Annotated in this window: 15 protein-coding genes; 8 read left to right on the forward strand and 7 right to left on the reverse strand. The window is 27.2% G+C overall.

The genetic code is table 11. From position 1 onward, the window contains the following. Nucleotides 1-844: MobQ family relaxase (gene mobQ / locus JJE11_RS04400; RefSeq protein WP_291633035.1), on the reverse strand; the 844-nt coding region annotated here is incomplete at its 3' end. A gap of 219 nt (nt 845-1,063) precedes the next feature. Here mobQ and traD point away from each other — a divergent pair. Continuing rightward, nucleotides 1,064-1,342, forward strand: a complete 279-nt coding sequence (gene traD, locus JJE11_RS04405; RefSeq protein ID WP_291633036.1) for a conjugal transfer protein TraD — start codon at nt 1,064-1,066, stop codon at nt 1,340-1,342. A gap of 47 nt (nt 1,343-1,389) precedes the next feature. On the opposite strand, the gene JJE11_RS04410 is transcribed toward traD, so the two are convergent. Beyond that, complete coding sequence (locus JJE11_RS04410) at nt 1,390-2,151, reverse strand: hypothetical protein (RefSeq protein ID WP_291633037.1); 762 nt, start codon at nt 2,149-2,151, stop codon at nt 1,390-1,392. A 601-nt stretch (nt 2,152-2,752) separates the two neighbouring features. Here JJE11_RS04410 and JJE11_RS04415 point away from each other — a divergent pair. Together JJE11_RS04415 and JJE11_RS04420 are read left to right on the forward strand one after the other, a co-directional pair. Next, complete coding sequence (locus tag JJE11_RS04415) at nt 2,753-3,751, forward strand: hypothetical protein (RefSeq protein ID WP_291633038.1); 999 nt, start codon at nt 2,753-2,755, stop codon at nt 3,749-3,751. 365 nt (nt 3,752-4,116) lie between these two features. Continuing rightward, nucleotides 4,117-4,533 carry a hypothetical protein gene (locus tag JJE11_RS04420; protein WP_291633039.1) on the forward strand — a complete coding sequence of 139 codons (417 nt, stop codon included), beginning with the start codon at nt 4,117-4,119 and terminating at the stop codon, nt 4,531-4,533. Nucleotides 4,534-4,880: 347 nt separating this feature from the next. Here the strand turns inward: JJE11_RS04420 and JJE11_RS04425 are convergent, their stop codons facing one another. Beyond that, entirely contained in the window at nt 4,881-5,480 is a 600-nt protein-coding gene (locus tag JJE11_RS04425) for a tyrosine-type recombinase/integrase (protein ID WP_291633040.1), read from the reverse strand. Nucleotides 5,481-5,845: 365 nt separating this feature from the next. Between JJE11_RS04425 and JJE11_RS04430 the strand changes: the two genes are divergently transcribed. Further along, nucleotides 5,846-6,385 (forward strand): hypothetical protein, encoded by a 540-nt coding sequence (locus JJE11_RS04430; RefSeq protein WP_291633041.1) that lies wholly within the window; start codon nt 5,846-5,848, stop codon nt 6,383-6,385. A gap of 260 nt (nt 6,386-6,645) precedes the next feature. Here JJE11_RS04430 and JJE11_RS04435 read toward each other — a convergent pair whose 3' ends face one another. After that, complete coding sequence (locus JJE11_RS04435; protein WP_291633042.1) at nt 6,646-6,828, reverse strand: hypothetical protein; 183 nt, start codon at nt 6,826-6,828, stop codon at nt 6,646-6,648. 743 nt (nt 6,829-7,571) lie between these two features. Here JJE11_RS04435 and JJE11_RS04440 point away from each other — a divergent pair. The 3 genes from JJE11_RS04440 (at nt 7,572) to JJE11_RS04450 (ending at nt 9,984) form a co-directional block, all read left to right on the forward strand. Continuing rightward, nucleotides 7,572-8,504: a hypothetical protein gene (locus JJE11_RS04440; protein WP_291633043.1), complete on the forward strand. Its 933-nt coding sequence runs from the start codon at nt 7,572-7,574 to the stop codon at nt 8,502-8,504. 10 nt (nt 8,505-8,514) lie between these two features. Further along, complete coding sequence (locus tag JJE11_RS04445) at nt 8,515-8,712, forward strand: antitoxin VbhA family protein (RefSeq protein ID WP_291633044.1); 198 nt, start codon at nt 8,515-8,517, stop codon at nt 8,710-8,712. A 588-nt stretch (nt 8,713-9,300) separates the two neighbouring features. Next, complete coding sequence (locus JJE11_RS04450) at nt 9,301-9,984, forward strand: type II toxin-antitoxin system PemK/MazF family toxin (protein WP_291633045.1); 684 nt, start codon at nt 9,301-9,303, stop codon at nt 9,982-9,984. A gap of 488 nt (nt 9,985-10,472) precedes the next feature. Here JJE11_RS04450 and JJE11_RS04455 read toward each other — a convergent pair whose 3' ends face one another. Beyond that, complete coding sequence (locus JJE11_RS04455) at nt 10,473-11,144, reverse strand: hypothetical protein (RefSeq protein ID WP_291633046.1); 672 nt, start codon at nt 11,142-11,144, stop codon at nt 10,473-10,475. A gap of 715 nt (nt 11,145-11,859) precedes the next feature. Between JJE11_RS04455 and JJE11_RS04460 the strand changes: the two genes are divergently transcribed. Then, complete coding sequence (locus JJE11_RS04460; RefSeq protein WP_291633047.1) at nt 11,860-12,945, forward strand: replication initiation protein; 1,086 nt, start codon at nt 11,860-11,862, stop codon at nt 12,943-12,945. 146 nt (nt 12,946-13,091) lie between these two features. Here JJE11_RS04460 and JJE11_RS04465 read toward each other — a convergent pair whose 3' ends face one another. Beyond that, a complete protein-coding gene (locus JJE11_RS04465; RefSeq protein ID WP_291633048.1) occupies nt 13,092-13,712 on the reverse strand; it encodes a hypothetical protein in 621 nt (206 codons plus the stop codon). Between the two features lie 22 nt (nt 13,713-13,734). Next, nucleotides 13,735-14,888: hypothetical protein (locus JJE11_RS04470; protein ID WP_291633049.1), on the reverse strand; the 1,154-nt coding region annotated here is incomplete at its 5' end.

Genomic DNA, 14,888 nt, shown 5'->3' on the forward strand with positions numbered 1-14,888 from the left:
CATAAGTTTGTGGCTCATTAAGAAGTTTTTCAACTTTTTGCACTGCTGCCTTTTCTTCCGGTTTAAGATTACTGTATTTTTGAGATCCATTTATTTTTTCCTTTTCTAACTTATCTTTAAGTTCTCGGTACTCCTGAAGAACTATAATTTTTTCTTTATTAAGCTCTTTAATTTGTTTATTTATTTCAGTTCTTTGATTATCAATGTTCTTCTTTTCCATTTCACTTGAAGTTTTACCAAGATGTATAGTTGGAACCTGATCTATCCCCTGATCTTTATAACTCCTATGGTCAATTCTATCTTCATAACCAGCTCTTTCTAAAGCCTTATTTACATTATTAGCCCATTGCTCTCGCCAAATGGTAGCATTCTCTTTTTTGTCCCACTCTCTATTTTTCTTTGCAAATCCTTCTTTTGTAATTTCTCGGGTTGTAAGCATAACATGAAAATGGGGATTACTTTCATCATTAAAATGAAAACAAACATCAGCAACCATTCCTTTATCTACAAAATTTTCTTTGACATATTCTCTTGAAAGTTCTTTTTGTTGTTCCTTGGAAAGCTCCAAAGGTAAAGCAATATTTATTTCTCTTGCAGTTCTTGAATTACATCTAGTTTCAGATTTATCAACTTCATTCCAAAGTTTTTCTCTATCATTAACCCAACTTGGAGAATTTGATGGAGCTATAATTTCGCTTTCAACATTTTGCTTTTTGGTGTAATCATGGTTTAAATTTTGTCTTTCATCATATAGTTTTTCTCCTGCTCTATATGCAGCTGCCGCCATACAACTTTTACCTTGTCCTCTACTTATTACTTGTAATGAAGAATGAAATATTGCCATGCCTACACCTCCTTTTTCAATTTATTGAAATATTGATTTTGATTATTTCCCAACGGGAAATCTTAAAGCGTCTGCAAGACCGTCACTACAAACGGAGTTTGTGTCAGTGCGCACTTCGTGTATCTCTCTATAATTATATTTTACCACTAGCCCCTTTTACTTTCAATATAAATTTTGGTATAATCTAACTATGAATTTATTTTTTAGGAGGTATTAAATATGGTTATTAAAAATGGAGAACAAAGAATAGAAGAATTATCAGAAAAAATAAAAAAACTAGAAGTTCAAAAAAAACAATTAGAAATAAGAACTAGAGACCAAGATAGAAAAGCAAGAACTAGAAGACTTATTCAAATAGGTGCTATTATGGACAACATAGGAATTGATACAATTGAAAAAGCTGAATTACTAAAAGCCAACATTACAAATACCCCAAAAGCTAAAGAATGGTTTGAAAAGCTCTTTACAGAAAATAAAGAAATAGAAGATCAAAACTAGTATAATTTATTACATAGGCAACCTAAAAAAAATTGATTTTTTAGTTGTTAAATTGTCTTTTTACCCACTAAAAAATCAATCATTGATTTAATCATAGCAAATTTCTCAATATCATTTGAAGTTGATTCTATTAGTTTGAATGAAAGAAGTATATTTTGTACATTTAAAAGACTATCATGATAATCTTTCAATTGGCGTACTGTTTTGTTATATAGATAAAAAAACAAACCTGAAATCACTTCAACAATAATTCCAGAAGCAGTTACAATATATGATATATTTTCAAGGTTTTTATTTAAAAAAATTACAACTAATCCTAAAATGATTAAGATAAATCCTGATATACATGACATGCAGCATAGCATAAAACTTTTATTAGTATGAACCTTAACTAAGGTATAATAATCGCTTAAATTATCAACATTTATATTTACAAGGCTATCAAAATACGTGGGGGCTTGATCCAGCTTAAGCACTTGCAAATAATATGTCTTTTTTTGTTGCAAGTTTTCTAAGTCATCACTCAAATTTACGATATCTGTCCCTAAACTTGCAATTAAAAATAGAATTGCACAAACCCAAAAAACAACCAATAAAAATGCATTAACTGAATATACTTTTGTGTAATATAACATCAAAAGTATTATTCCAATGATGCTTATTATAAAATATGATTTCTTATTTTTTGTATTTTTTTTCAATTCTTTTCTAACTTCTGTAATTTTATCATTTATAATTTCAATAATATCTTTCTTGGGTACATCTTGTTTTAATGGTTCACTTACTAAATTATCTTCTGTCTCAGACATTTTCTACATCCCTTCAGTAAATTATTAAAATTTATTTATGTATCATTTTTACTTACAATGAACTTAACATATATGGAATTATAACATTTTTTTTGCAATATAACATTATTATTAAGTAATAATGTTATATTGGAGTTTTTACATTTTATGTTTGTCAACATCCTAAAAAAGCATATTATCATATACGGTTTTTTCTATTAAAGCATTGAGTTATATGTGTTATTAAGCATTCAGTTAAATTTAACTAAGCAATTACACTTTTGAACATATGGTTTCCTTTTAATACAATATAATTGTATGCTTTTTTAGTTTTCAAAGAATTTAGTTTAATGCAATTTACTAAACGTTTTTATATTTATTACACCCATTGAATCGGTAATCTTTAATGGGTTTATAATGGTATACCTTTACCAACTGTACAAATAACTGTGAATTCAAATTTAGTTGTTTAATATAAAAAATACTATTTTATAAACTACTATTAGAAAATTATTTTTAATGAAAATATTTCATTCATTTCATTTATTTGGTATAATTCACTTAGTTATCAGTTATTATTATTAATAACTGTATATTTAAATTATATTGGGGGAAATTTTAAATGGAGAATCCTAAAAATATTGAACTTAATGAACTTAAAAATATTGAACTTGAAGACGTTGCATTTGAGTTTACAAATGTATTTGATAAAGAATCAGATGAAGAACGAAAGAAATTAGTTGAGATGTATGGTGAAAAATTTTTTATTAAAAATGATTATGAACGAAGAACAAAAAATGAAATACGAACTGCATTAAGAATAATAAAATATAATCTTAAAATAGATTTAGAAGAAATTAAAATAATTAATTTACCGTTTACTATTATAAAAAGTGGTAGACAAGCACAAACAGCATTTACCGATAGACACTGTGAGTGTAAAAAAATTTATTTAGTACCAGATGATACGGCCTTAAAAGTAAAAAGAGATAAAAAATATCATCTTACTGGAATCTTAAATCTATATATTAATGAGCAAATTGATGAACTGGTATATGCTAAATGGTACAAAGAAATAGAAAAGTTAAACATTGGAGAAAGAGTTACAGCAAGTATACTTCATGAATATGGACACATACTTACATATAATAAATTGGATATTTGCAAAATATATAAGCCACTAGAGTTGTATAACCTATTGGATGAAACAAATTATTTAGATAATTGTTCACTTCGTATTTGCAATTTTGGTGATATAAGTGTTATAACTAAATTGAATACTTGTTTAGAAATGCTTGCAGAAGATTATAGAGTGAGTAATTATATTAAAAAAGCTGATGATGTTTGTATGCTTCCGCATAGTATAAGTTATCTTCAAGATATAATTAATCCGATAGAATTTTTAAAAGGAGTTGATATTATGGGCAAACTGCTTGATTTAAACGTAAAGGAACGTAAAGGAGTTGTTAAACCCTTAAATTCATTATTAGATAAAATATTACCGTTTGGTGAAGGTAGTAGAACAATTGGAAACATGCAGAGGTTTACCACTGGACAAATTGTTCAATTAACTGAAATGGATAAAATAAAAGATAGAGAGGCACTAAAAGCTCTCCTATAATAAATATAAAATGTAAAACTATAGTTAAATTTTAAAAATAAATATGTTTTAATAAATTAAGGCACCTTAAATACTCATGTATTCAAGGTGCCCTTTTATTTTATATATAAAGCTTATGTTGATTACTTAAACATTTCTATTGTGAGTTCAATATGTTTTGTAAACGATGTATTGATATTTCCAAAGTAACACAATACCAATTGAGTTACTTTCAGATTGGGTCTATTACACGTTTTAAAAAGAATCGTAAATATAATTAATTTATGGAAATTATGGTATGATTAAATATATATTTTTGAATTTGAATTATCAATTAAATATTTAGCTTAAAAACTACATTAACCTTATTTGAGGAGGGAATAGCAATGAAAAGAATATTATTCATAGTTGTATTAACAATAGGTATGTCAATGTTAGCTGGGTGTGCAGAAGCCCCAGCAACGAAATCAGTTGAGGTGAGTGTAACGGCAACAGATGTAAAGAACGTAAGAGATTGGTGTCAGAACATTGTAGATCAAAGGGTGGCAATATTATTAAATGTGCAAACTAACCCATCAGTTATACAACAACAAGTAAAGAACATGGGTAAGGGAGCAGATGGAGCAGAGTCTATGATGAATTCAGGACATAGCGAATTAGCTAATGCCTTACTTGATATATCATCCGCAGCATCGGAAATAGGTTTATACGAAGATACACATAGTGATTCTGTTAAATCAGCTAAACACTTTATGCGAATCAGAAACCTATTAAATGCAGCAAAGGTAGAATTAGATAAATAAGGACAGAGGTAAACATGGAGATATAGTAGACTAATGGCAAGAATGATATCCTAATGCTGCTATTTACTTGGATACATTGAGAAATCACAATAACGAACGCAATAGCTCTCAGACCAGTTATATCAATGAATTAAGTCAAGTGGGTAAAGTCGTACGCAATAACATTTATAAAGATTCTTTAAAAAAACAATAAAAACCTATAAAAAAGGCAATCACAATAGCAAACGCAATAGCTCTCAGACTAATTATATCAATGGATTGAGGCAAGTCGGTAAAGTGTAACGCAATAACCTTTTCTATAGTGATAATTTTACTACCTTTTCATTTTTTTACTTATTCCCTCATATTTAAACCATTTGATTGTTTTTTTGAAGTTTAGCATACATTGTTTCCTGCTGCTTAGTCGTAAACTGGAAATATATTAATGTGTTTGTCACAGATTTATGGCCCAAATAGTATTGCAATTCTTTTATATCAATTTCTGATTCCGCCAAATGCACCGCAGCAGTATGTTTCAAAGTATGAAAATGGTGCTTTTCTATATCACTTATTTTAGCTAAGTGACAATATTTCTTCATCAATACGTCTAAAGTCTTACGTGAGATTGGTTTTTTCTCTTGGCTTAAAAACAAAACTTCCTGATTATCACTGATCTCATTTTGCCTAATATATTTATTTAAAATTTTTATAGTCTCTAGGTCTAGTCTTATGGTGTTATTATTGCTTCCTTTAAGCCTATGGCAATACATTTCACCCCTTGTCCTATTGTAATCCTCAAGTTTTATTAAACCAACCTCAGAGGCTCTTAAGGCACATCTATACGCCACTCTAAAAATAGCCAGGTTTCTTAATGAATGTATACTACTATCTTTTTCTATAGATCTAAAAACCTTTTTCATTTCCACCTGAGTAAAAAATTTTACTTTCTCCTCATTTTCTTTCATCATATTTTAGCACCCCATTTCAAAAGATAGACCTTTTAACTATTATGTCCAACTTTAAAATACCATGTTAGCCACTGATAATGCAAGCTTTACTGCATTTTTATAAAATCATAATAGTATAAGTTGGACATTACATTGAATAAATAGCTATAAAATATATTATATTTGCTATTATAGATATAATTAAAGTATATTGAATTATATCTATAATAGTAGTTTGAGACATATAAAACGTAAAAATGGCTTGCTTTATAAAAAACTTAGGTTATATTCAACCATTTTGAATATAACCTACAGTTGACAGATGGTATTCAAAGTTATATACTAACTATAGATACAAAATAAATAAAAAACATGGGGGGAACGTTATGCAAAGAATTTTCGATTTTACTATTTCTCTTTGGCAAGGTATAGAAAATGTAAACTTCACTGAGCCAAAATTAACAGCTCAAATCAACGATGGCCTAAACCGTTATAACAACCGGTTTGTAGGTTTCAAGGTTTTGGATTTAATAAAAATAACAAAAGGAACAATAGTTTTAAAATTAACAATTATTGTTGGAAGTATCAATGAACACGTAGAAGTTTCTAGAGCTATAACATACTTTTCAAGAATTATGTATAATGACCTAGGTTGGAAAGAGCTTACTAAAGTAGCAAAACGCCTTTTCACTGTCGTAGAATCTACTGAAAGAACAATTAGTTCCTCTAATGAACTTAATAAAACGGTAGCTATATCATCAGCTACGGATAAAAAAACAGATATTGTTGTAGCAAGTCTAGGAGATAATTCAATTAAAGTTAAGAATATAGATCTAGATTTAAAGATAGCTAGACTAGAATGGCTATATTCAACAAAAAAATACATTGAGCTAGAAATAAAAGAACTCGAACTTAACCTAGTGTGAAAATAAAATTATGACCCAATAAAATTAAGCTCTACGTAAAGTATTATACCTATGCGTAGAGCTTAAAAAATAAGGAGATAACTTACTATCCATTTAATCTTGATCTCATATATTTAAGTTGTATTAATACTATGTATTGTTGTAATATATATGCATATGTATTAGCACGTGTTGTTTACACGTGCTATAAGTATAAATTTTTACGATATTGTTAAAAATTACAATATAATACTGAAAAAATAAGAGTATTATAATTGCCCTTATTTAAAAAAATGATAAAAAAAACTAACGGTAACAGCAAGAATCAATTCGAAAGAAATACTAAATATTTTTTTTGAGAAATCTTTCAAAGCCTCTTCAAAACCACTTTTTACAGGTTTGCAGACCTGTAAAAAACTATGGTTATTGGCCTTCGGAAGATTTTTTTTTCGTCTACGCTTCAATATATTTCACCTCCTTTACTAATAGAATAGAAACTAAATTAGGTTCTATTTGCTTTTTAGTTAATGCTGCCTCCTTCCTCAATAATGAATCGCAAAGTTTCTTATTCCACTAATCAACCTAGTCATCCTACTCCAGAAAGGAATTCAATATTTATAAAATACAAAACTAGTAGCCTTTTATAATAAGATATATATACTATTTAATCCCAAATGTACAAGTTTTAAACGTAAGTGTACAAAAAATCGTTCGATAAAAAAACATGGGTTACTTTTATATCTCTTTTGTATTTAAAATAGTGGTCTTATCTACTGTTATAACATTTTTTTTATTGTGCTAGGTATTTTTAAAAAAATTCATTTTAATGTTAACATTTATTTTATTTTCATATTCTTTATATAGTATCATAATAGATATATGCCAATAAAGAAATGAGTCACCTCCTTTCATCAGGTAGATAAAGTCTACTTCAATAATTTTATATTCACCATTCTCATTTTTTTTAAATCAAAACGGATTTCCAGGCCAAAATTCCAAAAAAATAAAAGGCTCTATCCCGGGGATAGAACCTACACGCAATGCTAGTATAGCATAATAAGTGCTTATTTTAAGATAAAATATAAACCAATAAATAGCAAATATTATTATTGACTAACATTATATTTAGTATTACAATTAAACCGTAGTGTTTACAACATGTTTACACGTAATTAGTGTAAACAAATATGTTATGAGGTGATATTATATGGAAGAGGTAAAAGAAAATAAAAGTGTAGTTACCAGTTATAGGCTATCACAGGACACAAAAGATAAGGTACAACAACAGTTGAAAGATTTAGGACTTACGCAAGAACAGTATTTCAACAAAATAGTAGGCTTTATGGAACTTGAAAATATGAAAAAAAATAATTTTTTAACTAAAGATACAACTGTTATACAAAGTAATTTAGATGCCATATTAAACTCATTTATAAGCATTGCAGATAGCAGCAATAATTTAATAAATAATAAAAATGTTGAATTTGAAGAATTAAAGATTAAATATAAAGATATGTTATCAGAAAAAGAAAGTTATATTATGGAGCAAAAGCAGGAGTTACAAGAGAATTATAGCAATTTATTGTTATGCCAAACTGAAAATGAAGAAAGTAAAAAAAAAGTGCTAAATATTAGAATTGAATATAATAAACAATTGGAACAGTTAATTGGTAACTTGAAGGATAAGAATTTAATTGTAGAAGAATACAAAGGCAAAAATGATATGTTATTAAGTGATTTAAAAGATTATAAACAATATAAAATTCAAGTTGAAGAGGATACTAAGTTAATTTCGGATAAGCAAGCTCAAAATACTGAAATGAATAATATCATTAAGGATAATAATTATAATATTAATAATTTGAATAAAAGTATTGAGAAATCCAAACAAGATAATCAAAAGGAACTTGAAAGCCTAAAAAAAGAAAATCAATTAAATATTAAATTAGCTGTAGCAGAAGTAAAAGAAGAAATGAATAATAAATTTAGCCAAGATCAGTTCAATCATAATAAAGAAATAAAAGAATATCAAAGCAAATATAAATCATTGTTGGAAGAATTGGAGAAAGTAAAACCTAGTCCAAAAACTAATAGAAGTACAATTGTAAAAAATAAAAAAGCATCCTCAGAAGGGATTTGATTATTTTAATATGAGTGAACTAAATAATAATGGATTGTCTAAGAAAGAGCAACTAATTTTAGATAACGCAAAAGCTACATTGGCAATAGAGGGAATGATTGTTACGGAAACAGAAACAAAAATTTTTGAAGATTATCTTAAAGGAATATTAACCGAAGATGATGTTATGAAAATTATACGTAGTAAAGAACCAATAAACAAAAAATAAATGGCTAGTATATTAGCCATTTATTTTTTTATTTACTCAATTACTATTATGTTACATTCATTCAGAACAGCAATATATACTTATGGTGATATAAAAGAAGATTCAGAAATACTAAAGGTATTGAATGAGAACCTCATCCTTAGTTAAAATTAACTAGTTGGTTTATTCTAAAAAGGAGCGATAGTGACCTACAATTTTAACGTAAAAATGTGCTTTCCGAGGGGGAATAATAAGGCATATTACAAATTTACAAATATTTTAGATTAAATAACTCGTAGTTCAAATTATTCAAGGGTTCAATAAGCAAAGCTAAAAGTGAAATGGATGAGGCCGAGAATAGTACAAAATAATTTAATGACTGTGCAAACAATTTGGTGCTATAAAAAATAGCTACCACCCTATCACAATTAGTTATTAAAAAATAATTTATATGTATGCTAATTTTTAATTAAAATCTACATTATAGTCTTTAATTAAAAAATTGTTGGTACTAATAAATATAAGCAGATTTTGTATTGCAATATAACAATTATTGCAATATACTGTAAAGTATTGGCGAAAAATCTATAATAAAAGGAGGAATTAATCTTGAAAAAAATAGATCTGAAGTTGTTAAGAATGGTAATAGGATGTCGAGACTCTAAAATCAATTTGACTAACTCAAACAAGATACTTATAAAGCAATTAACATATGACATTAATAATATTTTCAAAACATTAAATAATAGTACATGGAATGAAACTGCTCAATGTATTAGAGCTAATGATCATCTTCATAATAAAAAAGGTAAAAAAAATACTACTACATATGGAATAAAATCAATAGTAAATATAGAATTAGGGATAAAGGGTAATGAATTATCTTTCAGACATCCATGTTTGATTATGTTTGATAAAGGAAATAGATTGTTTGTTGTACCGTGTACATCTGGACAAGCCCCCAAAAATGAAAAGAATGAAATTCTATGGGGACATAAGGAAGTAAATATAGAAGATGGTTTTGCACATTTATCTACCTTACTTTTAAATGAAGCATGCTTTGTTGATAAGACAAGAGTTATATCTAAGCTCGGAAAAGCTAACGATACATGTTATAAACAAATATATGAAGATTTATTTGAGCTACTATTTGAAACCAAATCATATAATACTAAGCGATTGGAAAAGATAATTAAAAAATTAGAAGAAGAAAAAGATACTTTGCAAAAACAAATAAAATTTGATAAACAGTCTAGTTTAGAAGAAGTAGCTTCTGCAACTGAAAAAAAATAATAACAAAGTATTGACAAAATAAGAAAATGGGATTATAATGTGATTAACACATTAACAAATAATAAAAGTTTATATAGTGAGCAGAATGCTCAATCTAAATATCATAGAGGGCGGTATGCCTGACTAAAGGTTTCCTTATATTAAGGAAACCTTTAATATTTTTTGTAAGTGAATTTAGCTATGTATCTTAACTCGATAGGTAATTTTAAGAGAATGAAAATTCTTTATTTTATAAAAATTCACGTAAAATAGTTTCAGTAGCCATATTTAGAAGTGTAAGTGTTATGAGAGGACTATTTAAAGTATAAAAAAAGGGATGCTCTGGCATCCTTTTTTTATACTTTTCTCCTTTAGATAATTCACCTATCTGTTATGTTTTTTTTTTATGTAGTCTATAACTTTTGATATATTAGTATTCAATTGCTTAATATAAATTTCTCACCGTCTTTAATTTTGACTTATAATTTATATTTTCACGTAAAAACTATCTATTTATCATATCTTTTGCAAAATTGTAAAAGTGCTACACTTAGCATATCTTGCTTCTTTATAAATGTATGTTTATCACATATTGCTTCAAATCTTTCGAATGTATCCTTATAAACTTTTAAATATTTTACAACAACATCACCTTTTAAATCATTAGAAAATTCATTTATATTTATTTGCTCATTTAAAGTATTGCTTTCCAATTTCTCTTTTGCTATTTTACTTTTGTACCACTCTATCATATTAAATAAATCATCTTTTACACTTACAATCTGTTTAATACCAGTCATTTCATTGGTCATTGCTAGACCCTCGGAATTTTTATTACTTTCATAATATTTTGACCTATCCTTTGTCGTCTCTACTAACTTCTCACTTTTAGTTGTTATAATTTTAATAGTATCTGCTACTTTTTCTGCGACTACTTCTTCTACAAAATCATCATTTATATCGTATAAATAGGTTGAAGAATTATATTTTATTCCCCTTGCTTTTGTTTTTAATGTCTCACTAAAATCTTTTCTGCTAATTGAAAACTTACGAATAAATTTATCCGTTGCAATTTTATTTTCTTTCAACCTGTTTTTATTTTCAATTGTATTTTGATTTATTGCCCTTGCTATCTCAACTAAACTTAAATAGGATAAATTTAAAATTTTAGCATTACTCATAACTAACACCACCCGTTTTATTACTTTAGTAATTTTTTCTAAACACAAATAAATGTTAATGTTTTTTATTATTTTAATATATTACTAAAGTAATATTTCTATACATAATTGATTTTTCCTTTAAAACTAACTATATCCCTAAAATTATAAGTAGAAGTAATTTTATTGAAGCGTTCATATGTGGTATACCGTAGGCGAACGCCAACTAATAGCCTTGAAAGTTGCATTATATGGTGAATATACATATAAATTGTTCATATAATATATTTACTTTAAATGAACAATTCAATATAATTACATGTATTTTTCTATTTAGAACGCTTGAAAAATTTACCTTTAAAAAATCTAATAATACATTTTCATAGTTAACTATGAGTTTTGCATAGTCAAAAAAAATCTATTACGAGCTTTGCATACTGAAATATTAACTTGCAATATGCAACAATCCTTTAAAATATCACGTTTCTCTTTTTCTTAATATTAAGAAAAATTATATAAAAAATAAAGGAACAACTACAGTAGTTGTTTTATATGTTTTACTTCTTTTTGTTTTAAGTGTTTTGGGCAACCTTTAAGGCTAGTCATATCAATGCTTTCAAAAATCTAATACGAGCTTTCCATACCTAACTACGAGCTTTCCATACCTAATTACGAATACGAATAATGTATTGACTATTCGTAATAACATGGTAATATATTCTTAGGGGGTGATTATATGGATAAAAACTATCTAGTTACTAAATCAAATTATTTTATTATGAATAGTAGCTATGATCTAAGCTTAGAGGAACAAAAAATTATACTTACACTAGCTAGTATGGTTCAACCAACTGACGAAGAATTTAAGCCTTATAACTTTAAAATATCAGAATTTATGGAACTTGTAGGAGTTGAAGATAAATCAAAATATACAGAAATACCTAAAATAACTAAGGAGCTTATGAAAAAAGTTTTTGAGATTCAAGAAGGAAATACAATAATTCAAACAGCTTGGCTCAGTGGTGTTAGGTATGAAAAGGGTTCGGGAATGGTAACTTTAAAATTTAATCCCGATTTAAAACCTTATATGATAAAGTTAAATACTGTATTTACTCAATATAAACTAACAAATATTTTGAGTATGAGAAGTAAATATTCAATAAGAATGTATGAAATACTTAAAGCTAATGAATTTAAAAAACAAAATAATATAGAAATTGATATTTATGAATTAAGAAAATTGTTGAAAGCTGATAAAGTGTACCCTTTATATAATGATTTTAAAAGGTTTGTAATACAGAGAACTCAAAAGGAGTTAAAAAAATTAAGCGATATTAATTTTGACTTTGAAGAAATTAAGACAGGAAGAAAGGTTACAAGTTTAGAATTTTATATTCATGGCAATAAGTCCAATAATAAGGCCAAGGATGAAGTTTGTACCACTATAGAGGGCAAATGTACAATTAAAGAAGAAAAACGCTCTACAGAGCTTATAAGCATGGTTAAATCTATATTCGAAGAAGACATTACAGGATTACAAGCTAAATCTATATTAGATACTGCAAAAGGGGATATAAATATAATTAAAGAAAAGTATAAGTTAGCTGAAAATGCGTCTGAAATTGGTAGTGTAGTTGGTTGGATGCTTAAAGCTATCAAAGAAGATTATCAGTCACCTAAAGGAAAAATGAAAAAAAGTGAATTTAACAATTTTGACCAAAGGCCTTTTGATCCATCCTTAGAAGCTAAATTATTAGGGTGGGATAAGTCACAAGATGATGAAGTTGGTGAAGAGTACAATCAAGGTATTATTAATGTTTAGTATATTAATCAGACAAAAAAGTAGCCCCATTTGCCAATGTTAGCTACTAATTTTGTTCTGTAAGATTAGTGATACCAGTTATCTAAACTAAAAACAGGGTGTTTCTTGCACCCTGTTTTTATTATACCCATATTTTTTGTTTAAGGTTAACTATTATAATGTTCTAAAATATATGCAGAGTCGCCCTCAACTTCATACTCAAGTGTTATATGAGTAATATCACAATAACACCCACTATCTAAAACCATGACAACTTTATTTGGGTTTAGTTTTTGGAGCTTTTCTATAAGTTTTGATGTAGTCATTTGTCCTATATCTCCAACTATCTTATCTCCACCAATAGGGCTAAGTATGTATTCAATGGAATCTTCTCCATTCCAGGTGTTTTCAATAATATAATTATCGGCATTTTTATAATTTTCTCTCATGTATGATCTACAAAAATCTTTAATACTTCCGTTTTCCTCTTCAAATTTTGATTCATCTTCAAATCTAAAAGCAAAACTTTTTCCGGTTTGACTTATTTCTACGCCATTTGTTATTACACCAACCTCTTTTTGATTCTTTATATAAGCAATTGCAACGTCTAAATCTTGTCTATATAATTTTAACATTTCAACTTTTTTATGGTCACTAAATTGATCATCATATAAAATATCTTTAGTTGTTGCAACATAAAGAGCAATTATATATTTTCCGTTCTTGCCTTTCTTAGCCTCTGATAAATAAAAATTATTATCATTATGTTCTGTTTTTACTTCATACATAATTTTATTTCCCCCTTTTGTTTTATCTTTCAATTTCATCTTCCATGTTTTTGCCCTTGAAAGCCTTTGTAAGCTTTAAATCATCTTGAAGTTGTACAGACCTTTCAGTTCTTAAAGCACTATCCAAAGCTCTTAATACATCATTTAAAATATTTATTGAAGGAGTTAAAGTTGTTTTATCTATTTCAAGTTTTGGTTTTACTTCTTTTAAGTTAAATTCATGGGTGCTCTCCTGACTTCTTAAATCCACTTTATCTTTAACACCATATGTTTTAAGATTATCTACTGCATTGTCATAGTGCCATTTTTCACTTCTATGATCCTCTTGGAACTTAGCTTTACCAAATACCTTAGTATCCCATTTATCGTAAATATCCTTGTTACTATCCATAGTTTTAAGACATGCCTTTGCATTTAAAAGTCTTCTACCATTATTCTCAATATCCCTAAGCTCTTTATTTATATAATCAATTCTTTCACCTCTATTACGGTGAGTGGATCTGATCTCATCAATAGATACTGGTCTACCCATAAGCTCATTGGCTGTTTTAATAGCTTTCATATCGTTATATTTTAGATACTTAGCTTGTGGGAATTGTACTTTATATTCTTTATAAAATATTCTAAGTTCTTTATTTTGTAAGGCTTTAATACCTATCTTTATTGAATTTGAAGCCTGGTCTATTTCATGAATATTTGATTTTAATTTTTCACTACTCTTTTGCAGATCTTCAAGCTTCTTCTGATTAAGTTTTATATCAACATTACTCACATATCCATCACTTGTAAGATCAATATTAAATTTTTCAATATTAGATTTAAGAGTTTCAGCTCTATTTTTATCTTTGTACTTTCCAAACATATTTTTAGGAAGCTCTTTAAATTCATTTTCTGCCATTTTAAGCTTATCTAAATTATGATTAATGTTATTAATCCTTCTACCTACTGTCCTTACCTCAAAATCAATTTTAGAGAGTTCTAAAGTATTGTTTTGTCTGATAGTAATTAATCTTTTTAATGCTTTATTTGAATTTTCATAAGTTTGTGGCTCATTAAGAAGTTTTTCAACTTTTTGCACTGCTGCCTTTTCTTCCGGTTTAAGATTACTGTATTTTTGAGATCCATTTATTTTTTCCTTTTCTAACTTATCTTTAAGTTCTCGGTACTCCTGAAGAA

Origin of the sequence: Clostridium sp., assembly GCF_016650095.1 — a bacterium.
Lineage (GTDB): Bacteria > Bacillota > Clostridia > Clostridiales > Clostridiaceae > Clostridium_AD.